23 protein-coding genes are annotated in these 24,192 nt (G+C 55.7%); 6 read left to right on the top strand and 17 right to left on the bottom strand.

The window, feature by feature from the left end:
- Positions 1–2 precede the first annotated feature (2 nt).
- The 6 genes from potG to MWH02_RS04795 all read right to left on the bottom strand — a co-directional run bounded on the left by potG (position 3) and on the right by MWH02_RS04795 (position 5,210).
- Positions 3–1,136, bottom strand: a complete 1,134-nt coding sequence (gene potG / locus MWH02_RS04770; protein ID WP_158238594.1) for a putrescine ABC transporter ATP-binding subunit PotG — start codon at positions 1,134–1,136, stop codon at positions 3–5.
- 114 nt (positions 1,137–1,250) lie between these two features.
- Positions 1,251–2,360 carry a spermidine/putrescine ABC transporter substrate-binding protein PotF gene (gene potF, locus MWH02_RS04775; protein ID WP_101760986.1) on the bottom strand — a complete coding sequence of 370 codons (1,110 nt, stop codon included), beginning with the start codon at positions 2,358–2,360 and terminating at the stop codon, positions 1,251–1,253.
- Between the two features lie 372 nt (positions 2,361–2,732).
- Positions 2,733–3,212: a type III secretion system chaperone family protein gene (locus MWH02_RS04780; protein ID WP_008102469.1), complete on the bottom strand. Its 480-nt coding sequence runs from the start codon at positions 3,210–3,212 to the stop codon at positions 2,733–2,735.
- An 87-nt stretch (positions 3,213–3,299) separates the two neighbouring features.
- Positions 3,300–4,202 carry a 30S ribosomal protein S6--L-glutamate ligase gene (gene rimK, locus MWH02_RS04785; RefSeq protein WP_137385472.1) on the bottom strand — a complete coding sequence of 301 codons (903 nt, stop codon included), beginning with the start codon at positions 4,200–4,202 and terminating at the stop codon, positions 3,300–3,302.
- A gap of 17 nt (positions 4,203–4,219) precedes the next feature.
- The gene (nfsA, locus tag MWH02_RS04790) at positions 4,220–4,942 is read right to left on the bottom strand and encodes an oxygen-insensitive NADPH nitroreductase (RefSeq protein WP_101760988.1); all 723 of its coding nucleotides are present in this window, start codon (positions 4,940–4,942) and stop codon (positions 4,220–4,222) included.
- Between the two features lie 16 nt (positions 4,943–4,958).
- Positions 4,959–5,210, bottom strand: coding sequence for a DUF1418 family protein (locus MWH02_RS04795; protein WP_101760989.1), 252 nt, complete (start codon positions 5,208–5,210; stop codon positions 4,959–4,961).
- Positions 5,211–5,391: 181 nt separating this feature from the next.
- On the opposite strand from MWH02_RS04795, the gene MWH02_RS04800 reads away from it, so the two are divergent.
- Positions 5,392–5,655: a GrxA family glutaredoxin gene (locus MWH02_RS04800; protein ID WP_007887673.1), complete on the top strand. Its 264-nt coding sequence runs from the start codon at positions 5,392–5,394 to the stop codon at positions 5,653–5,655.
- A gap of 33 nt (positions 5,656–5,688) precedes the next feature.
- Here the strand turns inward: MWH02_RS04800 and ybjM are convergent, their stop codons facing one another.
- Positions 5,689–6,060, bottom strand: coding sequence for an inner membrane protein YbjM (gene ybjM / locus MWH02_RS04805; RefSeq protein WP_271459991.1), 372 nt, complete (start codon positions 6,058–6,060; stop codon positions 5,689–5,691).
- Between the two features lie 254 nt (positions 6,061–6,314).
- On the opposite strand from ybjM, the gene MWH02_RS04810 reads away from it, so the two are divergent.
- Complete coding sequence (locus MWH02_RS04810) at positions 6,315–8,003, top strand: aspartate:alanine antiporter (RefSeq protein WP_101760991.1); 1,689 nt, start codon at positions 6,315–6,317, stop codon at positions 8,001–8,003.
- Positions 8,004–8,364: 361 nt separating this feature from the next.
- A complete protein-coding gene (gene ybjG, locus MWH02_RS04815) occupies positions 8,365–8,970 on the top strand; it encodes an undecaprenyl-diphosphate phosphatase (protein ID WP_271459992.1) in 606 nt (201 codons plus the stop codon).
- 66 nt (positions 8,971–9,036) lie between these two features.
- Here the strand turns inward: ybjG and MWH02_RS04820 are convergent, their stop codons facing one another.
- On the bottom strand, positions 9,037–10,242 hold the full coding sequence (locus tag MWH02_RS04820; RefSeq protein ID WP_271459993.1) for a serine hydrolase: 1,206 nt from the start codon (positions 10,240–10,242) through the stop codon (positions 9,037–9,039).
- Between the two features lie 275 nt (positions 10,243–10,517).
- Between MWH02_RS04820 and MWH02_RS04825 the strand changes: the two genes are divergently transcribed.
- Positions 10,518–11,174: an HAD family hydrolase gene (locus MWH02_RS04825; RefSeq protein ID WP_101760994.1), complete on the top strand. Its 657-nt coding sequence runs from the start codon at positions 10,518–10,520 to the stop codon at positions 11,172–11,174.
- Position 11,175: 1 nt separating this feature from the next.
- On the opposite strand, the gene MWH02_RS04830 is transcribed toward MWH02_RS04825, so the two are convergent.
- The 3 genes from MWH02_RS04830 to MWH02_RS04840 all read right to left on the bottom strand — a co-directional run bounded on the left by MWH02_RS04830 (position 11,176) and on the right by MWH02_RS04840 (position 13,823).
- On the bottom strand, positions 11,176–12,309 hold the full coding sequence (locus tag MWH02_RS04830) for a PQQ-dependent sugar dehydrogenase (RefSeq protein WP_192236548.1): 1,134 nt from the start codon (positions 12,307–12,309) through the stop codon (positions 11,176–11,178).
- A gap of 104 nt (positions 12,310–12,413) precedes the next feature.
- Positions 12,414–13,070: a DUF3313 domain-containing protein gene (locus tag MWH02_RS04835; RefSeq protein ID WP_222233194.1), complete on the bottom strand. Its 657-nt coding sequence runs from the start codon at positions 13,068–13,070 to the stop codon at positions 12,414–12,416.
- A 117-nt stretch (positions 13,071–13,187) separates the two neighbouring features.
- Positions 13,188–13,823: a carbonic anhydrase gene (locus MWH02_RS04840; RefSeq protein ID WP_101760997.1), complete on the bottom strand. Its 636-nt coding sequence runs from the start codon at positions 13,821–13,823 to the stop codon at positions 13,188–13,190.
- A 315-nt stretch (positions 13,824–14,138) separates the two neighbouring features.
- Here MWH02_RS04840 and rimO point away from each other — a divergent pair, with 315 nt between their 5' ends.
- Positions 14,139–15,464 carry a 30S ribosomal protein S12 methylthiotransferase RimO gene (rimO, locus tag MWH02_RS04845; protein WP_110865820.1) on the top strand — a complete coding sequence of 442 codons (1,326 nt, stop codon included), beginning with the start codon at positions 14,139–14,141 and terminating at the stop codon, positions 15,462–15,464.
- Here rimO and MWH02_RS04850 read toward each other — a convergent pair.
- Positions 15,461–15,910, bottom strand: a complete 450-nt coding sequence (locus tag MWH02_RS04850; RefSeq protein WP_101760999.1) for a DUF4385 domain-containing protein — start codon at positions 15,908–15,910, stop codon at positions 15,461–15,463. The two genes, rimO and MWH02_RS04850, sit on opposite strands and share 4 nt — an antisense overlap.
- Before the next feature lie 114 nt (positions 15,911–16,024).
- Here MWH02_RS04850 and MWH02_RS04855 point away from each other — a divergent pair, with 114 nt between their 5' ends.
- Positions 16,025–17,686: a methyl-accepting chemotaxis protein gene (locus MWH02_RS04855; RefSeq protein ID WP_271459994.1), complete on the top strand. Its 1,662-nt coding sequence runs from the start codon at positions 16,025–16,027 to the stop codon at positions 17,684–17,686.
- A 56-nt stretch (positions 17,687–17,742) separates the two neighbouring features.
- On the opposite strand, the gene gsiD is transcribed toward MWH02_RS04855, so the two are convergent.
- From gsiD to MWH02_RS04880, 5 genes are all read right to left on the bottom strand, one after another.
- Positions 17,743–18,648, bottom strand: a complete 906-nt coding sequence (gene gsiD, locus MWH02_RS04860) for a glutathione ABC transporter permease GsiD (protein ID WP_101761001.1) — start codon at positions 18,646–18,648, stop codon at positions 17,743–17,745.
- A gap of 10 nt (positions 18,649–18,658) precedes the next feature.
- Entirely contained in the window at positions 18,659–19,579 is a 921-nt protein-coding gene (gene gsiC / locus MWH02_RS04865; protein WP_217547126.1) for a glutathione ABC transporter permease GsiC, read from the bottom strand.
- Positions 19,580–19,628: 49 nt separating this feature from the next.
- A complete protein-coding gene (gene gsiB / locus MWH02_RS04870) occupies positions 19,629–21,164 on the bottom strand; it encodes a glutathione ABC transporter substrate-binding protein GsiB (protein ID WP_192413917.1) in 1,536 nt (511 codons plus the stop codon).
- A gap of 63 nt (positions 21,165–21,227) precedes the next feature.
- Positions 21,228–23,084: a glutathione ABC transporter ATP-binding protein GsiA gene (gsiA, locus tag MWH02_RS04875; RefSeq protein WP_271459995.1), complete on the bottom strand. Its 1,857-nt coding sequence runs from the start codon at positions 23,082–23,084 to the stop codon at positions 21,228–21,230.
- 9 nt (positions 23,085–23,093) lie between these two features.
- Complete coding sequence (locus MWH02_RS04880) at positions 23,094–24,059, bottom strand: isoaspartyl peptidase/L-asparaginase family protein (RefSeq protein WP_101761004.1); 966 nt, start codon at positions 24,057–24,059, stop codon at positions 23,094–23,096.
- Positions 24,060–24,192: the final 133 nt, after the last annotated feature.

Consider the following 24,192-nt stretch of genomic DNA (forward strand, 5'->3'; position numbering starts at 1 on the left):
CCTTAAACCGTCAGAACCACACAGCTGTCGGCGTCCCAGCAGAGACGCACTTCATCGCCCCACGTTGGCGCGCCTTTGCGGTAGCGGTGGGCGTTTTGCAACTGTGCGCTGATCATCTGGCCGCTGCGCAGGCGCACGTGATAAATCGACAGGTCGCCGAGATAGGCGATATGCACCACTTCACCTACGGCAAAGTTACAGCCATCGGCAGGCACCTCTTCGCACAGCATCACTTTTTCCGGACGCAGCGCCACATGGACCGGCACGTTATCGACGACAGAAACATCGGTCTGCACTTTCAGCGGATGCACCAGGCCCGGCGCATCGATGATCAGCGCGTCTTCACCGCGTTCGCGCAGTAAGCCTTCGAACACGTTTACCGAACCGATGAACTCGGCGCTGTAGCGGCTGGTGGGATGCTCGTAGATCTCTTCCGGCTCACCAATCTGCACAAATTTACCGCGGTTCATGATGGCGATGCGGCCCGCCATGGTCATCGCTTCTTCCTGATCGTGCGTCACCATTACGCAGGTGGCGCCGACGCGCTCGAGAATATCGACCACTTCGTGCTGCATGCGGTCACGCAGCTTTTTATCCAGTGCGCCCATCGGCTCGTCGAGCAGCAGCAGTTTGGGCCGCTTCGCCAGGCTACGCGCCAGCGCCACACGCTGACGCTGACCGCCAGAGAGCTGATGCGGCTTACGCTTCGCGAACTCCTGCATATGCACCAGCGACAGCATCTCTTCAACGCGGCTGCTGATTTCGCCTTTCGGCAGTTTGTCCTGCTTCAGGCCAAAGGCGATGTTCTGCTCCACCGTCATGTGCGGGAACAGTGCGTAGGACTGGAACATCATGTTGATCGGGCGCTGATACGGCGGAACATGGGAGAGATCCTGGCCATCCAGCACAATCTGGCCGCTGGTGGGCGGTTCGAATCCCGCCAGCATGCGCAGCAAGGTCGATTTACCACAGCCGGATGCGCCCAGCAGCGCAAAAATCTCACCTTTGTAAATGGTCAGACTGACATCATCCACGGCGTGCTGGCCGTCAAAAGATTTAGTCAGGTTGCGAATTTCCAGCAGCGGCGTCATCGCCTTAGCCGTTTTATTTGGGGGGCGGGGAATCGCGTCGTTCACTAACATTTCTCCGGCGCTAAAATCGCGCGGCACAGCCAGCCGCTAAAAATGGCACAACAGAGGCCATTACTGCGCCTCTGCTGTCGTCTTCAGGCAATAATCGTTCAGAACGAATTACTTACCACTTTTTACTTTAGTCCATGCACGGGTGCGCACACGATCCAGTTTCGGATCCTGGACCTTGAGCACAAACAGTTTGGCCATGGCATCCGGCGTTGGGAAAATGCCCGGATTGTTGCGCACGTCCGCATTGATCAACGGCAGCGAGGCTTTGTTACCGTTGGCGTAGTTCATGTTGTTGGAAACGTCAGCGATGACTTTGGGATCCATCATGTAATTAAGGAATTGGTAGGCGCCTTCCACATTTTTCGCGTCTTTTGGAATCGCGAACATGTCAAAGAATGCCAGTGCGCCCTGCTTTGGCACGATATAGCCGACATGCACGCCATTGTTGGCTTTGTCCGCACGATCTTTCGCCTGCAGGATATCGCCCGACCAGCCAATCGCCACGCAGATGTTGCCGTTCGCCAGGTCGTTGATGTACTGCGACGAGTGGAAGTAACGGATGTTCGGACGCAGTTTCAGCAGCAAATCAGTGGCTGCGCCAGAGTAATCTTTCGCGTCAGAGCTGTTGGGATCTTTGCCAAGGTAGTTCAGCACAGTAGCGAAAATCTCTTCCGGCGCATCAAGGAAGGAAACCCCACAGCCTTTCAGTTTTTCCAGGTTTTCCGGTTTCAGCACCAGATCCCAGCTATCCAGCGGCACATCTTTGCCCAGTGCGGCTTTCACTTTATCGACGTTATAGCCGATGCCGGTGGTGCCCCACAGATAAGGAATCGCAAATTTGTTACCCGGATCGTGCTGCTCCAGTTTCTTCATCAGATCGGGATCAAGGTTTTTGTAGTTCGGCAGCTTGCTCTTATCCAGCTCCTGGAATACGCCGGATTGCAGCTGACGCGCGAGGAAGCTGGACGACGGCACCACCACGTCGTAGCCGGTACTGCCCGCCATTAATTTGCCTTCCAACACTTCGTTGGAATCAAAGACGTCATAAACCACTTTATCGCCGGTCTGCTTTTCGAAGTTCGGCACGGTATCCGCCGCGATATAATCGGACCAGTTATACACATGTACCGTACTGCCTTCGGCCTGCACACCGCCGGCCGCAGCCATCAATGCACCAGCAACCACACCTGACAACCATTTTTGACGTTGGTTGAACATGTTTTACTTCCTCCTGAGCGGGTCATCACAACGCTGCATACACGGCGATCCGGACGTTGCGTTTTCTGTTAAATCACAGGCACACAATGAATCAATATTCAGCGGGAGTTTAATAGCAAAAACCTATACCTGCGCTGAGGTTGCACGTCTCAAGCAGCCCCGCAAGAATAGCCCCCCCGCACCACCTTCACCAGATCCCAGCTTAAAAAACGCCTTTTTGCGATGAGTTATGCATGTTTCTGCTATGGGGTTTGGCACTAGTGGCATAAAGCACGACTAATATCTGGCAATAAAGGGCAAAGTGCAGAATAAAAAGTGGTGGGGCAAAAATGAAAACTGCCGCAAAAAGCGGCAGTTAGCGAGGCGGGGAACTCAGTGCAGCATCGCGTGGCTGCTGGAGCTCGGCTGTCGCTCCTCTTCTTCTTCAACCACCAGCAGGTGGTTAGCAAAGGCTTCCATGATTACCATAGAAACGCCCTCTTCACTCTGCTTCATAAAGTGGGAGAACTGCCCGAAGGTTAATCCGGCGCTGGTACTGATCGACTGGCAGACAATCAGCTTCGGCAGATTGTCGTCCTGAATATCAACAAAGGCTTTAATCGTTAGCGAACTGGCGTTGATCTGCGAGAGATCGCCCACCAGCGGAATCAGCGCCGTCGGTTTTACTTCTGCCAGCGCGGAGAAGAGGATAACGTTATCCACCAGGTCAATTTTTGCATCAAACACCCCGTCAAAATTCTGCATGTGCGGCAGGTGCAGTGCCTGACAGGCATCGCATTCGAACCAGGTGATATTTTGTTGATCCAGCCAGCGACGCAGTACGTCAATGTCCGGAACGACCAGTGAATCCATCGTAATATCCTGTGGGGTGAAGAAATAAGCGCCTTAGCTTACGGAAAAACCGATCTGGATGCCACGAAAACCGCTGAAAAGCGCCGGTTAGCCGCCGGTTTTAGGACGATAGCCGGGGCAAGCGTGCTGCTCAATCCACGTGATCATCATGGTGGCGATATCTAAACCGGTAATGCCCTCAATCCCTTCCAGTCCCGGCGAGGCGTTCACTTCCATAACCAGCGGACCACGCTGGGCGCGCAGGATATCCACACCGGCCACTTCCAGCCCCAGCGTACTGGCGGCTTTCACCGCGATTTCGCGCTCCTGTTCAGTGATCTCCACCGCACGCGCTTTGCCGCCGCGATGCAGATTGGAGCGAAAATCGCCCTCTTTCGCCTCGCGCTCAATCGCTGCCACCACTTCATTGCCAATCACCAGGCAGCGAATATCGCGTCCTTGCGCTTCCTTGATGAACTCCTGCACCAGAATATGGGCATTGAGGCCACGAAAAGCGTCAATCACGCTCTCCGCTGCCTGCCGCGTTTCCGCCAGCACCACACCGATGCCCTGTGTGCCCTCCACCAGTTTCACCACCAGCGGCGCACCGCCCACCATCGCGATCAAATCATCAGTATCATCCGGCGAAGAAGCAAAACCGGTGATCGGCATATCAATGCCCTCACGCGCCAGCAGCTGCAGCGAACGCAGTTTGTCGCGCGCGCGGGTAATGGCCACCGATTCATTGAGTGGATAGCTGCCGCGCACTTCGAACTGACGCAGCACCGCGGTGCCGTAAAAAGTGGTAGCGGTGCCGATGCGCGGGATCACCGCATCAAAATGCCCCAGCGCCTCGCCGCGATAGTGCACCGCAGGCGAATCGGAATTGATGTTCATGTAGCAGGAGAGCGGATCGATCATCTGCACTTGATGGCCACGCTCCTCCGCGGCGTCGCGCAGACGCTTACACGAATAGATCGATCCATCGCGAGTGAGAATGGCCATTTTCATTACAGAGTTCCTTGTGCTTAGCGCGTCGCCCAGCCCTGCTGATGCAGGTAATCCAGTATGAAGGGACGCGTTTCTTTAATGATCAGACGCTGAATCAGCTGACTCCAGGTTTCGGAACGCTGGTTGCTATCACGCTGCTGATAATAGGCGGTAATTTGCTCATCGTATTGCGCCAACAGATTTTTATCGACTGCATGATAGCGGTTTTCATGTACCAGCATCGCGTGCGGCATGCGGGGTTTAACATCGGGTGTATCAGCCGGATGGCCGATGCAGAAGCCGAACAGCGGCAGCACAAACTTCGGCAGTTCAAGCAGCTCGGTCACTTCAGCGATGCTGTTGCGAATCCCGCCAATAAATACGCCGCCAAGGCCCAGCGATTCCGCCGCCACCATGGCATTTTGCGCCATCAGCGCGGTATCAACGCAACCGAGCAGCAGCTGTTCAGCACGCCCCAGTTGCGCATCCGGGCAGATCTGTTGATGACGATTGAAATCCGCGCAGAACACCCAAAACTCCGCCGCTGCGCTGACCCAAGGCTGGCCGCCGGTCAGCTGGACCAGCTGCTCGCGCTTAGCGGGATCGGTGATACGAATAATTGAGGAGCACTGTAAAAAGCTGGAGGTCGAAGCCGCTTGTGCCGCTGCAATGATGGCGCTGCGTTGCGCCTCGTCAATGCCCTGTTCGGTAAAAGCGCGAATGGAACGGTGGCTGCACAGTAAATCGATAGTCGGCGTCATAAATTCTCTCCGGTGGTTACTTCTTTTTGTTGGAATGATTGAACAATTGCGGGGCCATCGCCTTCGCCGTGCGCCACATCATCATCCATGCCGCAGGCAGCATCAGCGCGATGCCAAGAAAAAACAGCAGCGTCGCCAGCGGCTTTTTGGCGATGAAATCAGGTGCGCTCACCCAATCGTTGGTAAGCAACAAGGCGCCAATCACGGCAAGCACGCCGAGCACTTCGAGTAGCAACACGGGTTTGGGTAATGTGGCGAGATTACGCATGCGATGGTTCCTTGATTGTTCTTTCAGCGTTAGCCGCATTTTACCCAATGTATAGGCGGTAAGTATTAGAGTAACAGGTATATTCTTCTTCCTTTAAGCAGGATGGGCGGGCATGATGTGACGCATTATTCACGCTGTGATGTGATTCTAGTCACAAAACAGCAGCGGAAGGAGAGAAGCAATGATTGCAGTGATTTTTGGCCGTTCTAGCTGCCCTTACTGCGTACGTGCGAAAGAGTTGGCGGCTAAGCTGACCAGCGAGCGCGACGATTTTAACTATCAGTACGTGGATATTCAGGCCACCGGCATTACTAAAGCCGATCTGGAAGCCCGTGCCGGCAAGCCGGTGACAACCGTGCCGCAGATTTTCCTCGACGATCAGCACATCGGTGGTTACACCGAATTCGCTGCCTGGACCAAAGAAAACCTGGGTATCGAAGCCTAAGAGAACGGGCCTGCGGGCCCGTTTTTGCAGGTGCTATTCGGCTCGCATCGCCAGCATAATCCGCAGCAAGCGCACCAGCAGCGCACCACAGCCCGCCCAAAACAGCGCACTCAAACTCCAGGCCACAATCAACAAGCCGCTGTGCGTCATTGGCACCGCTAGCATTAACCACATCATACCCAGCAGCGTACCGCCTAGCGCGACCCACAAGGTGCTGATAAGCGGACTTTCCGGCTGCAGTAGCGCCATCACACATCCCGGCAGTAAAAACAGCAGTAATTCTGGCTGTCCGCGTACGGCTTGTTCACTGGCGGCGGCCCAGAAATGATGTGCATAAATAAACACCAGCGTATAAAGCATCACGCCCAGAATGGATGCTGGCCAGCGATTATTGCGCTGCAACATAATTATCCTCAACTTTGACGTTAACAATTATGAAACTTTTATTGCCCTGATGCGCACGACTGGAAATAAAAAGAAACAGCTGGAGGCGAAAGGAATGAAAACTGCCGATAGCTGAGGGTGTTAATTATGATTAGAATGACGCCGCTTTAGATTTCGGCTTGAACGCTTTTGTTGCAGGAACTTTAACGTTCGGCACAAGATAGCGAAAAAAGTCCCTCTCATCAACTGGTTACAGGTTAAGAAGAAGTTAAACCGTGAACATTAACGTCGCAGAATTGTTAAGCGGAAATGACGTTCTGTTATTATTTGTCGTTTTAGCCCTCGGACTCTGCTTAGGTAAATTACGCCTCGGCTCGGTCCAACTCGGTAATTCCATTGGAGTCCTGGTTGTTTCGTTGATTTTAGGTCAACAGCATTTCGCCATTAATACTGACGCATTAAGTCTTGGCTTTATGTTGTTTATTTTTTGTGTTGGCGTCGAAGCCGGGCCTAACTTTTTCTCGATATTTTTCCGCGACGGTAAAAACTACTTCTTTCTGGCGATTGTCATGGTGGTCAGCGCGCTGTTAATCGCCCTGACGCTCGGCAAAGTATTCGGCTGGGATATTGGTTTAACCGCGGGCATGTTGGCCGGTTCAATGACCTCAACGCCGGTGCTGGTAGGTGCTGGCGATACGTTGCGGCAAAGTATCAGCGACAGCCATCAGCTCACTTTGATGCAGGATAACCTCAGCCTCGGTTATGCCCTCACTTATCTGGTGGGTTTAGTCAGCCTGATTTTTGGCGCCCGCTATCTGCCGCGCCTGCAGCATCAGGATCTGCCGACTTGCGCGCAGCAAATCGCGCGCGAGCGCGGCCTCGACGCTGATAGCCAGCGCAAAGTGTTTCTACCGGTGATCCGCGCGTATCGCGTGGGTCCGGAACTGGTGGAGTGGAGCGGCGGTAAAAACCTGCGCGAGCTGGGCATTCATCGCCAGACCGGCTGCTACATCGAGCGTTTGCGCCGTAACGGTATTCTCGCCAGCCCGGACGGTGACGCGATGCTGCAGCTGGGCGACGATATCTCGCTGGTGGGCTATCCCGATGCGCACGCGCGTCTTGATCCCAGTTTCCGTAACGGCAAAGAGGTGTTCGACCGTGACCTGCTGGATATGCGCATCGTCACCGAAGAGATTGTGGTGAAAAATCACAACGCGGTGAACAAGCGCCTGAGTCATCTCAAACTGACCGATCACGGCTGCTTCCTCAACCGGGTGATTCGCAGCCAAATCGAAATGCCGATCGATGACAGCATTATGCTAAACAAAGGCGACGTGCTGCAGGTAAGCGGCGAAGCGCGTCGCGTGAAAAGCCTGGCCGATCGCATTGGCTTTATCGCCATTCACAGCCAAATCACCGATCTGCTGGCCTTCTGCGCCTTCTTTATCGTCGGCTTGATGGTCGGGATGATCACCTTCCAGTTCAGCAATTTCAGCTTCGGCATCGGTAACGCCGCTGGATTGTTGTTCGCAGGCATCATGCTGGGCTTTATGCGCGCTAACCATCCTACATTTGGCTACATCCCGCAGGGTGCGCTGACGATGGTGAAAGAGTTTGGCCTGATGGTGTTTATGGCGGGCGTAGGTCTGAGCGCGGGCAGCGGCTTGCAGCACGGTTTCGGCAGCGCCGGCGCGTTGATGCTGCTGAGTGGCTTGCTGGTCAGTTTGCTGCCGGTGGTGATTTGCTATCTGTTCGGCGCTTACGTGCTGCGTATGAACCGCGCGCTGCTGTTTGGTGCCATCATGGGCGCGCGTACCTGTGCGCCAGCGATGGAGATCATCAGCGATACCGCGCGCAGCAGCATCCCAGCCTTGGGCTATGCAGGAACGTATGCGATCGCGAATGTTTTGCTGACGCTGGCCGGTACCCTGATCGTGATAATCTGGCCGCTTTTGCCTTTATAAAAATATTTTTGCGCTGTCCAGAACTTTCTTCTGGGGTCGCAGTCTGAATAAGTGCCACTGCTTTTCTTTGAAATCCCCAAATTGTGGAGCCCGCCGGTCACTGACTTGCGGGTTTTTTTATGGCTGCCATTCTGCCGCTTAAGGTTCTTCTCAGACAAAAATTCCATCCTGCCACTCTGATGTCGATTTTTTAAATCTTCATGCAACTTTCATCAAAGTTAAACACTCCAACAACCCGCGATAAGATTAAGAGCGCGACTATTTATTCCTGGTTCGGACGCTTCTAGGCTATCACGCTTATTTTGCAGACAATTTTGCGCTGCAGTTTTTTGGGTAAACAAGACGAGGACAAGGAATCGTGATGGAAGCACTGAACCACACGCTCTTTTTATGGATCAACGCCACGCAGGATTCGCCGCAGTGGCTAATTAGTCTGGCAACCTTTATCGCCAAAGATGTGATAGCCATCGTGCCGCTGCTGATTGTGGCACTGTGGCTGTGGGGACCGCGCGATCAGGTGCAGTCTCAACGCGAGCTGGTGCTAAAAACCGGCATGGCGCTGCTGTACGCGCTGAGCATTTCATGGTGCGTCGGCCAGCTGCTGCCGCATCCGCGTCCGTTCGCTATTGGTTTTGGCCATCAGTTACTGTCACACCGACCTGATGATTCCTATCCGAGCGATCACGGCACCACCATTTTCACCTTTGCGCTGGCATTTATCTTCTGGCATCGCCTTTGGTCAGGTGTGGTGTTGCTGGTGATAGGCAGCGCCATCGCCTGGTCACGCGTCTATCTTGGCGTGCACTGGCCGCTGGATATGCTGGGCGGATTCCTGGTTGGCTTGCTGGGTTGTCTGGCGTCGCACATGGCGTGGCAGCTGTATGGCGAACGCATGCTGGCGTTTACGCATCAGGTGTATCGCGCGCTGTTCGCCATGCCGATTAAGAAAGGGTGGATTCGTGAGTAAGCGATGGGGTCGCCATTAATGACGAGCCTGTAAAAAACGGTGCGCATCAAGCGCACCGTTTTTGTCTCAACTAAACCACTTCCCGAACCAGCCGTGGAATTTCATCATGATGAAATCCCAAATGCGACCAACAAAGCCACCTTCCGGCACAGCTTCCATCGTCACCAGCGGACGTTGCTCAATGGTTTTGCCATCCAGCTGGAAATCGATAGTGCCCACCACCTGATTCTTCTCCAGCGGCGCTTCCAGCTGCGGTGAATTTAGGGTAAAGCTGGCCTTGAGGTTTTTCATCTGCCCTTTTGGCATGGTGATCGCGGCGTCTTTTGCGACGCCAAGATTGACCTGGCTGCGATCGCCAAACCAAACGCGCTGCTGCGCAAACGGTTTATCGGCCTTAATCGGCGTCACGGTTTCATAGAAGCGGAAGCCCCACGTCAGCAACTTCTCACTTTCGCGGAAACGCGTGGCATCGGTCGCCGCACCGAGCACCACGGAAATCAGCCGCATATCGCCTTCGGTTGCCGACGCCACCAGATTGTTACCCGCGCCGGAGGTGTGACCTGTTTTAATGCCATCCACCTTGAGATTGGTGCTCCACAGCAGACGGTTGCGGTTCATCTGCTTAATCTTATTGAAAGTGAACTCTTTTTCGCTGTTGATCGCATACTCTTCCGGCACATCGCTAATCAGGCGCTGGCCGATAATCGCCATATCACGCGCGGTGCTGTACTGCCCTTCGGCGTCCAGGCCGTGTACCGTCATAAAGTGGGTGTTTTGCAGGCCAAAGGCTTTGACGTAGTTGTTCATCAACCCGATAAATGAATCCTGGCTGCCCGCGACATAATCAGCCAGCGCGATACAGGCATCGTTGCCGGATTGAATCACCACACCTTTATTCAGCTCAGAGACCGGAATGCGATCGCCGGGCTTAAGGAACATCAGCGATGAGCCGCGCAGCTTGGGATTGCCGGTTGCCCACGCATCCTGGCCGATGGTAACCATGTCATCGTTGTGAATCTTGCCCGATTTCAGCGCCTGGCCGACCACATAGCTGGTCATCATTTTGGTCAAACTGGCGGGATCGAGGCGTTGATCGGCATTGGATTCCGCCAACACTTTGCCGCTGTTGTAATCCATTAAAATCCAGGCTTTGGCGTCAATTTGCGGTGCCGCAGGTGCCTGTTCAGCCAGGGTGGCTGCGGGGATAAAGAGTAAAAGAAGTGAAGACGCAGCCAACGGCCGCCAGACAGAAGCGAAGGTGTTTTTTCTCATGAGCGTGACCAGATTGTCCTTGTTAAATCTCGGTTTTCTTGCAGGCAAGACATGTCTTGCCCCACGCTAACGGTTCAGGCCAGCGAAAAAAACCGCTCAATCGTAAAGTTTTATAGAGTTTATTAGACTAACCCTGGCACCAACCGCGCAGCGCCGCCACTTTTGCCCATCTGACTATTGAAAAATTTTGCGTGTAATTCCGATTTTTCGCAGAACGGTTAAGCCAGTCACAAATTTCCGCTAACCTGAACTCAGTCAGCCTGAGGAGAGCCGCGATGGACTTAGCCATTTTCGATTTGGACGAAACCCTGATTTGTGAAGACAGCACCAGCCTCTGGCTGCGCTGGTTGGTTTCACAGGGCTTTGCCCCCGAAGAGATCATCCAGCAGGAGAAAATCCTGATGGAGCAATATCACACCGGTACGTTATCCATTGAAGAGTATATGAACACCACGCTGGCGCCACTCGCCGGCATGGCTACGATGACCGTTGAAGGCTGGGTACGCCGCTTTATCCATCGCGACATCATGCCGCGCGTGTTCCCTGCCGCCCGCGAGCGTATTGCGTGGCACCAGCAGCGCGGCGACACGGTAATGATCATCACCGCCAGCGGCGATCATCTTGCGGTGCCCATCGCCGAACGCCTTGGTGTACACGGCGCGCTGGCGATTGGCGTGGAAGTGGTGGATGAACGCTACAGCGGACAAACCTACGGCACCATGACCTATCGCGAAGGTAAAGTGACACGCCTCAGTGACTGGAAAGCCTTACAGCAAGATCAACGCTTTGAACGCACCTGGGCTTACAGCGATTCGATGAATGATTTACCGCTGCTGGCACATGCCGATCATGCGTGGGTGGTCAATCCCAATCCGCTGCTGCTGCAGGAAGCACAACAGCGCGGATGGGAAGTGTGTAACTGGGCTCGCTAATTTAACCGCGTGGGGCGCTGGCTGTGTCTGGCAGCCCCACTTTCAGCAGCTTGCCGTTGGATTCATCGGTTAGCACGTACAGATAACCATCCGGGCCTTGACGCACATCTCGAATACGCTCACCACGATTTTCCAGCAATCTCTGCTCCTCCACCACTTTCTCGCCGTTGACCTGCAAGCGAATCAAACTCTTCTCTTTCAGCGCACCAATAAACAGGGAATTTTTCCACTGCGGGAAACGCGCGCTGTTGTAGAACGCCATGCCGCTGATGGCCGGCGAGACTTTCCAGAAATGCAGCGGTTGCTCAGTGCCTTCCACTTCACTGCCCTTTGCTTCCGGCACTTTCTGCCCGCTGTAATCAATGCCGTGCGTCGCCAGCGGCCAGCCGTAATTTTTGCCCTTCTCGGGGATGTTGACCTCATCACCCCCGCGCGGGCCGTGTTCGCTTTCCCATATTTGCTGCGTCCACGGATTGAGCGCCAGCCCTTGCGGATTGCGCATGCCGTAGGACCAGATTTCCGCGCGCGCGCCTTGACGATCAACAAACGGATTGTCCGGCGGGATTTCACCGTCTTTGGTCAGACGCACGATTTTACCGGAGAGCTTATCCAGCTGTTGCGCGCTGCTGCTGGCGAAGTTGTCACCGAAGGCGATATAGAGAAAGCCCTGGCGATCAAATGCCAGTCGCGTGCCGATATTGGCGCCGCCCGACAGCTTCGGCGTTTGCTCCAGCACCACTTTAAAGTCACTCAGCTGACGGTTGTCATCGCTCAGGCGACCATAACCCACCACGCCACCCGCCCGACCGCTGGCATCGGCGGTGGTGTAGCTGAGCCACACGCGGCGGCTTTCGGCGAAGTCCGGTGCCAGCACCACATCCAGCAAGCCACCCTGACGATTCGCCCACACCTTCGGCACCCCGCCGATCGGTGGCGACGAGCCTTTACCCGGCTGCCAACTGCGCAGCTGGCCGGATCGTTCAGTGATTAACAGCGTTTGATTATCGGGTAGAAAAGCCACGGACCACGGATGGTCGAGCTTGTCCTGAAGCACCTGAACCTGCACATCGGCAGCGAATAACGGTAAGGACGTGCTTAAAGCGCCAAACAGTAGCGCGGCGGGCAGTAAACGCATGGCATTCTCCTTTATCGCGGTCTGCCGTAAAGCGTAGTCAGCGCGCGACAAAGGATGTGCAGGATTTACAAAACATTAAGCCCGGCACGCCGCCGGGCGAGAATTTACTGTGCGGGGAAGGTCAGCGCATCGCGGACCATCTCGTCGATGCCCGGACGCAGATCGTTAAGTGTGATTGGCGCACTGTTGTTCGGCAGATTTTTACCAAATGCCTTGCGTACCACCTTGATCAGCGGCTTGCCAGTCTGCGCATCCAGCGCTTCCATTTCGAGGAACAGCGCGCTGTTTTGCGTGCGATGTCCAGTCGCTGCCATGGTGCTGGCAACAACAGCGGCAATTGGCACCACTTCATAGAACTGCACGCCTTCATTTTCGGCAGAAACGGCGGTGATAGCGGTTTTAACTACCAGCGTGTGAGGGCCTTTTTGCGTCACCAGCGGTTTACGCTGGGAAATCGCGTGCTTGAGTTGCGTATCGGTATAGCTGCGGATCGCATCCAATGTTTGCTGATCGATACGTGCCGTGGGGTGTGCCACCGGATAATAGACCACTGGCGTATACACCACGCCTTTATAATCAGCATCATGGTAATCGGGTGAAATCCAGCGCAAGGTCGGTTTACCGCTGGGCGACTCGGTGGCCTTCAATTCACTGTAATCGCCGAGAAATCCTGAATATTGTTGTTGATTAGTCACATGAGAGGTACAGCCCGCCGCCAGTATTGCCAGCGTTAAAACAGAAGCATAAAGGGGAAATCGCATGAGAAAGCCCTTATCAGAGGTAATTGCTTCTCAAGTGTAGGAGGTCGTCAAAAACGTGGCGGGAAATATTAACGAAATGCGAGGATAACCACCTGCAATGCAGGTGGTTAGGCGGAATTACTCGAAGCAGGTTTCCGGGTTTTCCGACAGCGAAATAAAGGATTCACCGCCTTTGGTCAGGGCAATGATTCCGCCACTCTCAATATCATAAACCCATCCATGCAGGCGAATTTTGCCTTTACGCAGCGCTACCGCTACGGAAGGGTGTGTTTTGATATTGTTCAGCTGCGCAATCACGTTCTCTTTCACCATTTCGTTGAGACGCTTCTCAACGGAATCGTAGTTACGCTCTTCCACCACCGCTTTCGCCGCGTTGGCGTAGTGCAACCAGTGATCGACCGCGGGCATGGTTTCGAGATCGGCATTGGAAGCAATGGCGTTCATGGCACCGCAGTTAGAGTGACCACAAATAATAATTTCGGTCACGCCCAAAGCGACAACCGCGTACTCAATGGTTGCGGACACGCCGCCCGGCTCTGGACCAAACGGTGGCACGATATTACCGGCGTTTCGGATCACGAACAGCTGACCCGGCTCCGACTGCGTCACCAGCTCTGGCACCAGACGGCTGTCTGAGCAGGAGATAAACAGGGCTTTAGGATTTTGGTTGGATGCCAAACTTTTGAAAAGATCCTTCCTTTCAGGGAACACATTCTGTTGAAAATTCAGAAAACCTTTGACGATCTCTTGCATATGTCTGCTCTCACATTATCCACTTCTGCCCTGGCAGTGAGGATTCACTATCAGTGCGATTTGAAATTTTCAGTGAAGATAACAACTTACCTTCACCGACCCAACATTTAAGCAAAAGGCGCCAGCTTACACAACTCGGATCGCCACAGAGGGCCATTGCGCCAGCGAGTGAGCCGCACCGCCAACAGAGTTAAGCACAATCATCATGCATTAGTTACCCCATAAGGAGATTCTTACACAGCCTATACATTTTCCCCGGCAACCTCTGTACAATCGCCCCCCTATCCACACTAATTATGATGAATTTTTATCCTTATGAGCCATGTCAAAAATCCACCGCGCGTGGGGTTCGTCTCCCTCGGCTGTCCGAAAAACCTCGTCGACTCTGAACGCATCCTGACGGAGCTGCGTACTGAAGGCTATGACGTGGTGCCACGCTACGATGATGCGGAGATCGTCATCGTTAACACCTGTGGATTTATTGACAGCGCCGTACAGGAATCTCTGGAAGCGATTGGTGAAGCGCTGAATGAAAACGGCAAAGTGATCGTCACCGGTTGCCTCGGTGCCAAAGTGGATCAGATCCGCGAAGTGCATCCGAAAGTGCTGGAGATCACTGGCCCGCACAGCTACGAGCAGGTGCTGTCGCATGTGCACACTTATGTGCCGAAACCAGAACACAATCCGTTCCTGAGTTTAGTGCCAGAGCAAGGTGTCAAACTGACGCCGCGCCATTACGCCTACCTGAAAATTTCCGAAGGCTGCAACCATCGCTGCACCTTCTGCATCATTCCATCAATGCGTGGCGATCTTGATAGCCGCCCAATCGGTTCGGTGCTCGACGAAGCTAAACGTCTGGTTGAAGCGGGCGTGAAAGAGCTGCTGGTAATCTCACAAGACACCTCCGCTTACGGCGTGGATGTTAAACATCGCACCGGTTTCTGGAACGGATCGCCGGTGAAAACCAGCATGGTGAGCCTGTGCGAGCAGTTAGCCAAACTCGGCGTGTGGGTGCGTCTGCACTATGTTTATCCTTATCCGCATGTGGATGATGTGATCCCGCTGATGGCCGAAGGCAAGATTCTGCCGTACCTCGATATTCCGCTGCAGCACGCCAGCCCGCGCATCCTCAAGCTGATGAAGCGTCCCGGCGCGGTAGAGCGTACGCTGGAGCGCATTAAGCGCTGGCGTGAAATCTGTCCGGAGCTGACGCTGCGTTCAACCTTTATCGTCGGTTTCCCCGGTGAAACCGAAGAAGATTTCCAGATGCTGCTCGACTTCCTGCGGGAAGCGCGCCTCGATCGCGTTGGCTGCTTCCAGTACAGCCCGGTAGATGGCGCAACTGCTAACCAGCTGCCGGATCAGGTACCGGACGACGTGAAGCAGGATCGTTTTGATCGCTTCATGCAGCTGCAGCAGAAGATCTCCAGCGAACGGCTGCAGGAGAAAATCGGCCGCGAAGTGCTGGTGCTGATTGATGAAGTGGACGAAGAAGGTGCGGTGGGACGCAGCATGGCTGACGCCCCGGAAATCGATGGCGCGGTTTATCTGAACGGCGATCGTCAGGTGAAAGTCGGCGACGTGGTCCGCGTTAAAGTGGAACACGCCGATGAATACGATCTGTGGGGCACGCGCGTTTAACCATACTTCTGCTGGTGCGCACGCTTGCGCGCCAGATAGTCTGTATCCGCGCGCAGTTTATCCCAGCACGCTTTGAAAACGGCCGCCGCAGCGGCCTTCTCTTTTTCTGTGGTACGCGGCAGTTCGTTGCCCGCCTCGTCATATTTACGCCCGCCCTGATGATTACTGTAGCGGCGTGCACGCGTATAACCCATCTGAATATATTTGCGCGCCATGTCCATACCGACAAAATCGTCCTGCGCGCGATATGCCTCAAATAGCTGCATAATCTGCTGTGAAGATTCTTTTGCCAGCTCGACGGTGCGAAAACGCCAGTGCGGCAGAATCTCACTTTTATAGGGTTCGACCATCAGCACGCCCTGCTCGCCGCGCCCCACCTGATACAGCTCAGGCTGCTGGCGAAAATTGATGTGCTTGAAATCCTGCTCGTAGTTAAACGCTTTCATCTGTTTTTCCCGCCTCTCATCGTCCCGTGACGTAATTATTTCCTGCTGGCACTTAAGCGATTTGCTTTTATACCGATAACCTGGGTATTAGCCTACTTCCTCAGAGACGCACCTATGTTTAAACGAATGAAAATTGTGACAGCCATCATGATGATATTGGTGGTTTTCACCGCGATGCAGGCGATTTCCGGCTCGCTGTTTTTATCATCACTGATTACCGGAAAGCATAATTTCACCACCAGTAATCAGCTGTCACATCAGCAGCGTGAGCTGGCCGACGGTTGGCAAACGCTGGTGAAAACGCGCGTAATCATTAACCGCGTCGCCATTCGTATCCTGAAAAAACAAACGGATGAAGCGTCCGTCGCCGCCATCAACAAACTGCTGATCAGCGCGGGTGCGTCACTGGATGAAGCAAAGCAACATTATGACCTATACCAGAGCATGCCGCGCATTGCCGGACAAAGCGCTGATTCAGCCAGTGTAGTCGACGCTAAATTTGCTGCCTTCGCAGAATTACTGAAACAGTCGGCAGCGTTCCTGAAAGCCAATGATTACGCCGCCTATGGCAACCTTGACGCCCAGCAGGCTCAGGACGATCTGGAAGTCGCGTACAAGCAATGGCGCGAGCACAACGTGCAGCTGCTGGCCGAGCGCAATGCGGAATATGATAATAACTATCAGCACATGCTGGTGTTGGTCGCCGTGATGGCGATAGTTGTGGTGCTGTTGCTGGTTGCGGTGTGGATTCTGGTGCGTCGCATCCTGCTGGCACCGATGAAGCAGGTGCAGCAGCAGATGGAGCGCTTCGCCGACGGCGATCTCTCCGCCCGTTTGCAGGTGGAAGGCCGCAGTGAAATGGCATCGATTGCCGCCAGCCTCAACCATATGCAGCAGTCGCTGCTCAGCACCATCAACAATGTGCGTGATAGTGCGGATGCGATTTTTGGTAGCGCCAGCGAGATTGCCACCGGCAATAACGATCTCTCTTCACGCACCGAGCAGCAAGCGGCATCGCTGGAAGAGACCGCCGCCAGTATGGAACAGCTGACCGCCACGGTGAAACAGAACGCCGATAACGCGCGTCAGGCCACGCAGCTGGCGAAAACCGCCTCGGAAACCGCCGATAAAGGCGGCAACGTGGTGGATGGTGTGGTGAAAACCATGCGCGATATCGCCGACAGCTCGAAGAAAATCGCCGATATCACCAGCGTGATTGATGGCATCGCCTTCCAGACCAACATCCTCGCGCTCAACGCGGCAGTTGAAGCGGCGCGCGCCGGTGAACAAGGACGCGGTTTTGCCGTGGTAGCGGGTGAAGTGCGCAATCTGGCACAGCGCAGCGCTCAGGCGGCGAAAGAGATCAAACTGCTGATTGAGAATTCCGTGCAGCGTGTCAACACCGGTTCGCAGCAGGTGAGCAGCGCCGGTGAAACCATGCAGGAAATCGTCAGCGCTGTTACCCGCGTCACCGATATCATGGGCGAGATTGCTTCAGCGTCCGATGAGCAGAGCCGCGGCATCGACCAGATTGGTCAGGCGGTGAACGAGATGGATCGCGTCACGCAGCAGAACGCCACGCTGGTGCAGGAATCGGCTAACGCCTCAGCGTCGCTGGAGCAGCAGGCCAGCAGCCTCTCTTCTGCGGTGGCCCGCTTCAAAACTGGCACGCGCCAGGCCGCTGCGCAGGTGGCGAAAGTGGTAAAACCGGTGATAACACCAGCCCGCGCGCAGCCTGCCGCCGCGCACAGTAATGACAATTGGGAAACGTTCTAAGACCGGAGTGGTGCGGTTATTGAAGAGGTCGCCATAAATGGCGACCGGACTCACCATCAGGTCTTCAATTTCGGATCCAGCGCATCACGCAAACCATCACCCAGCAGGTTAAACGCCAGCACGGTGAGGAAAATCGCCAGGCTCGGGAAGATGGCGACATGCGGCGCAATTACCATATCGGCGCGCGCTTCATTGAGCATCGCGCCCCACTCCGGCGTGGGCGGCTGCGCGCCGAGGCCGAGAAAGGACAAACTCGCCGCCGTGATAATCGAGGTACCGATACGCATGGTGAAATAGACCACAATCGACGACACCGTGCCGGGCAGGATGTGACGCATAATTATGGTCCAGTCCGACGCGCCAATACTGCGTGCCGACTCAATATAGGTTTGATGTTTCAGCACCAGCGTATTGCCGCGCACCAAACGGGCAAACGCCGGAATGCTGAAGATCGCCACCGCGACAATCACGTTGCTCATGCCGCTGCCCATAATCGCCACCACCGCAATCGCCAGCAGAATGCCGGGGAAAGCGAACAGCACATCGCAGATACGCATGGTGATGCGATCCCACCAGCCTTCGTAATAGCCCGCCAGCAGACCTAAAACGGTGCCGATCAGAGCGCCGATCGCCACCGAGAAGAAACCGGCGATCAGCGAGATACGCGTGCCCACCAGCACACGGCTGAAGATATCGCGCCCCAACGAGTCAACGCCAAACCAGTGCATCAGCGACGGCCCTTCGTTTAGCCGGTCGTAATCGAAATAGTTTTCCGCATCAAACGGCGCAATCAGCGGCGCGATAAACGCCACCACGATCAGCAGCAGCACAAACAGTCCGGCCAGCAGCGCCACATGCTGACGGCGAAAGCGTCGCCAGAATTCGCGCCACGGCGTGCGTACCCGGTTTTCCGTGATAGTCGGCAGGGTTTTCAATGCCGCGGCTCGTCGCCAGTTCTTCAATTGCAACTCCTTACTTGTAGCGAATTGCCGGATTGATTGCCGCGTACAGCACATCGACAATCAGGTTAATCAGGATGAACTCCAGCGAGAACAGCAGCACTTCAGCCTGAATCACCGGGTAATCGCGCATCTCGACCGAATCCACCAGCAAGCGGCCTAAGCCTGGCCAGTTGAACACCACTTCCACCACAATCGAGCCGCCGAGCAGGAAACCAAACTGCAGGCCCATCATGGTGACCACCGGAATCATCGCGTTGCGCAGGCCGTGTTTCACCACCACCAGCGATTCGCGCACCCCTTTGGCGCGCGCGGTGCGCATGTAATCTTCCTGCATCACCTCCACAAACGACGCGCGGGTGAAGCGTGCCATCACCGCCGCCACCGCTGCACCCAAGGTGATCGATGGCAAAATGTAGTGTTTCCAGCTATCCGCGCCAACGGTCGGCAACCAGCCGAGCTCGACAGAAAACACCTGCATCAGCAGCATGCCGAGCGCAAACGCCGGGAACGAGATGCCCGACACCGCCAGTGTCATGCCGATGCGATCCGGCCAGCGATTGCGCCACACCGCCGAGGTGATGCCAATCGCCATACCGAATATCACCGCCCACACCATGCTGCTGAGTGTCAGCCACAGCGTCGGGAAAAAGCGCGCGGCAATTTCGTCAATCACCGGACGTTTCGAGACCAGCGAATGGCCGAAATCGCCCTGCACCGCATTGATCATAAAGTGCCAGAACTGCTTGAGCAGCGGCTGATCGAGGCCGAGATCCTGACGCACCAGCGCCACCACCGAGGCATCCGCTTCCGGGCCGGCAATCAGGCGCGCCGGATCGCCTGGCAGCAAATGGACGAACAGGAACACCAGCACCGCCACAATCAGCAGCGTGGGAATCAGTCCCAGTAATCGTTTGAGAAAATAGTTGAGCATGCGAAGTCCTGCGCAGCATCGGCCAGCCCGCTAAGGCTGGCCGCGTCTGTTACTTCAGATCGGCCTCATCAAAATTGAATGAGGTATCGGGCATGACATAAAAACCGCTGAGGTTTTTATTGTTGGCTGACAGCAGTTGTTCCACCACCAGCGGGATCCACGGATGATCGTTCCAGATGCGATCCTGCGCGTCTTTGTACAGCTTAGCTTTCTGATCGCGATCGGTGGTTTTCAGCGCATCGGCGAGATCTTTATCCACCTGCGGATTGCTGTAGAACGCGGTGTTGAAGATTGCTGGCGGCCATGAAGTGGTGGCGAACAGCGGCGTCAGCGCCCAGTCGGCTTCACCGGTCGAGGCGGACCAGCCGGTGTAGAACATGCGCACACCGCTCTCTTTCTGCCCTTTGCTCTCTACTTCAGCGGCACGCTGACCGGCATCCATCGCCGTCACTTTCACCTTCACGCCCACCTGTGCCAGCTGCTGCTGGGTGAACTGCAGCACTTTCTGCGCGGTGCTGTGGTTGTGCGAAGACCACAACGTGGTTTCGAAACCGTTCGGGAAGCCCGCTTCTTTCAGCAGTTCGCGCGCTTTGGCCGGATCATATTTGATTGCCGGATAGCTCTGCGCAAAGTCGATGCTCGGCGGCACGATGCCGGTGGCTGGCGTGGCGTAACCGGCAAAGGCGACTTTTGCCAGTGCCTGACGGTTGATGGCGTACTCCAGCGCTTCACGCACTTTCGGATTATCAAACGGCTTTTGCGTCACGTTGAGGCTGATGTAGCGCTGCATGATTGACGGCGTGGTGACCACATCGAGCTTGCTGTTGCCTTCCAGCAGTTTGGCCTGCTCGAACGGCACCGGGAAAGCAAAGCTCGCTTCGCCAGTTTGCAGCATCGCCGCGCGGGTGTTGTTATCCACCACCGGACGCCAGGTAATGCTATCCAGCTTCGGATAGCCTTTTTTCCAGTAGCCGTCCCACTTCTTCACTTTCACGAAGTCGGTCTGGTTCCAGGTATCAAAGGCAAACGGGCCGGTTCCTACCGGATGGAAGCCGATCTCTTTGCCATATTTCTTCAGCGCGGTCGGGGAAATCATCACCGCCGCCGGATGCGCGAGATTATTAATGAAGGCCGAGAACGGCTGCTTCAGGGTGATTTTCACTGTGCTCGGATCGACCACTTCGGTGGTGGCGATATATTTGAACAGGTTATAGCGTTTGAGATGGTTATCCGGATTGCTGGCGCGATCGAGGTTCACCTTCACCGCTTCGGCATTAAAGTCAGTGCCATCCTGGAATTTCACGCCGGCGCGCAGCTTAATGGTGTAGGTCAGGCCGTCGCTGCTCGCCTGATAACTTTCCGCCAGCACGTTGGTCAGCTTCATGTCTTTATCGAAGCCGAACAAGCCCTGATAGAAGGACTTCGCCACCGCCTGCGACAGCGTATCGTTAGCGTCGTACGGATCGAGCGTGGTAAAGGTCGAGGCCACCGCAATCACCGCATCCTTCGCCGCCCACGCGGGCAGCGCCAGCGCCGAACTCAACAAACCGGCAGTGATAACCCCTTTTCGCATAATATGGTGCATCGTTATCGTTCTCCTGTAATCCCTGTCATGCGCGACATCCAAAGATGTGCGGTTGTTTGCTGCTCAGGCGCCGCTAATTGCGTGCCGGGCGACAAAATGGCCCGGTGCCACTTCCAGTAAAGGCGCCACTTCTGGCTCATCGCCCAGCGGGCGAATCGGGCTGGGGATCTCATCCACCATCAGCGCCCGCTCACGATGCCGATGGGCCGGATCGGCCACCGGCACCGCGGCCATCAGTTTTTTGGTGTAGGGATGGCGCGGCTGCTCAAATACCGCCTGACGCGGCCCCATCTCCACAATTTGTCCGAGATACATCACCGCCACGCGATGGCTGATGCGTTCCACCACCGCCATATCGTGTGAGATAAATAAGAAAGCGATACCAAATTCACGCTGCAAATCGAGCATCAGGTTGATGATTTGCGCCTGAATCGACACATCCAGCGCCGACACCGATTCATCGGCGATCACCACTTTGGGATTGAGCGCCAGCGCGCGCGCAATGCAGATGCGCTGGCGCTGGCCGCCGGAAAATTCGTGCGGATAGCGCTGCGCATGTTCCGGCAGCAGGCCGACGCGCTCCAGCAGCCAGGCAACGCGCTTCTCTGCCTGACGACGACCCAGCGTTTTGTGCACCAGCAGCGGTTCCATGATCGAAAAACCCACGGTCAAACGCGGATCGAGCGAAGCGTAAGGATCCTGGAAGATAAACTGGATATCGCGACGCAGCGACGCCAGCGCATTGCCCTGCAGCGCATCGATGCGTTGGCCGTCAAAAGTAATGGTGCCGCCCTGGCTGGCTACCAGCCGCAGCAGCGAACGCCCGGTAGTGGATTTTCCGCAGCCGGATTCCCCCACCAGCGCCAGCGTTTCACCGGCATGGAGATCGAAACTGACTTTCTCGACCGCGTGCACGCGGCGTTTAACGCGATTGAGCAAGCCGCCGCGAATATCAAAGCGCGTGACTAAATCGCGCACCTGCAAAATCGGCGGTCGATCGTGACGCACCGTGTCCTGCGGCGCGGCCTGTTCTTCACGTCCGTTGCTATGCAATAAGGGAAATTTAGCCGGTAGCGGCTGGCCATGCATCGCCCCCAGTTTGGGCACCGCCGCCAGCAACGCGCGGGTATAGGGCTGCTGCGGGTCGGCAAACAGCTGCTGCACCGACGCGCGCTCTACCACATCGCCGCGATACATCACCTGCACGCGATCGGCCATCTCCGCCACCACGCCCATATCATGGGTGATGAAAATCACCCCCATCTGCATCTCTTTTTGCAGCACGCGGATCAACTGCAGAATTTGCGCCTGAATAGTGACGTCGAGTGCGGTGGTGGGTTCGTCGGCAATCAGCAGCGCCGGTTTACACGACAGCGCCATGGCAATCATCACGCGCTGGCGCATGCCGCCTGAGAGTTGATGCGGATAGCGTGATAACACATTTTGCGCTTCGGGAATGCGCACCAGATCGAGCATGCGCCGCGCTTCCGCCAGCGCCTGTTGGTGACTTTTGCCCTGATGCAGACGGATGGATTCCGCAATCTGCTCGCCGACGGTGAACACCGGGTTGAGCGAGGTCATCGGTTCCTGAAAGATCATCGCCATATCGGCGCCGCGCACTTTGCGCATCTGACCGTTCGATGCGCGCATCACATCCAGCACCTCGCCATTGCGACGCCGCAGCTGGATATCTCCGCTCACTTCGCCGCCGGCCTGCTGAATCAAGCGCATCAGCGCCAGCGAGGTGACGGATTTACCCGAGCCCGATTCGCCCACCAGCGCCAGGGTTTCACCGCGATGCAGGTCAAGCGACAGGTTGCGTACCGCTTCGGTAATGCGCCCTTCATGCTCAAAGCGCACGTTAAGATCGCGCACCGCCAGAACCTGCTCCGGCGCAAACTGCAGCTGTTGGTCCGTCATGCCTGCTCCTTAGCTGTCGCGGTAAATCGCTACCTCAACATCGCCATTCACATAGGCGAATCCGCGATACATGCCTTCGCTGTTAAACGGCAGCGCCACATTGCCTGCGGCGTCAATGGCAATCAGCCCGCCGCTGCCTTCCAGCTCCTGCACTTTGTCATGAATGACGTTGGCGGTGGCCTGTTGCAGCGAGCGTCCGGCGTAATGCATCTGCGCCGCCACGTCGTAAGCGGCGAGCGTGCGGATAAACACTTCGCCGGTACCGGTACAGGAGACCGCTACGGTGTCGTTGCTGGCGTAGCAGCCTGCGCCGACTAAAGGCGAATCGCCCACACGACCGGCCTGTTTGTTGGTCATGCCGCCGGTTGAGGTGGCGGCCGCCAGATTACCCTGAAGATCGAGCGCGACCGCACCGACGGTGCCGAATTTGCGATCCGGGTCCAGCGGATCGTCGCTGTGACTGTTTGCTTCGCCGTCGTGATCCAGCACCATCTGCTGGCTGTGCAGCGCGCGCTGCAGCTGCTCCCAGCGCTCCGGCGTGGAGAAGAAATCGGCGTCGACCGGCGCTAAACCTTGCTCAGCGGCGAAAGCTTCTGCGCCCGCACCGATAAACAGCACGTGCGGGCTGTTCTCCAGCACCTTACGCGCCGCCAGAATCGGATTGCGGATGTGGCTGACGCCCGCGACCGCGCCGACGTCCAGCGTGCGACCATCCATAATGCTGGCATCGAGTTCATGCGTGCCCTGATGGGTGAACACCGCGCCCTTGCCCGCGTTAAACAGCGGACACTCTTCCAGCAGGCGTACGGCTTCGGTAACGGCATCTAACGCGCTGCCGCCCGCCGCAAGAATTTGCTGGCCTGCGGTAACGATTGCGGTGAGTTGCTGACGATAGTGCTGCTCTTTTTCGGCGCTCATTGCCGCACGCGTAATCGCGCCTGCACCGCCGTGAATTGCGATAACTGCTTTAGCCATAACCGGTACCCTGTTAAGGAATCAGAACCAAAAACACTGATTTAGAATGGTTTTCATCTTTTTTTGGCAATTTTCGACTATAGAAAGGCACCCTCATCTTGTAAAGCAGAAACTGCCTGCGCGGTCATAACCT

The organism is Pantoea leporis, assembly GCF_028048155.1.
GTDB lineage: Bacteria > Pseudomonadota > Gammaproteobacteria > Enterobacterales > Enterobacteriaceae > Pantoea > Pantoea leporis.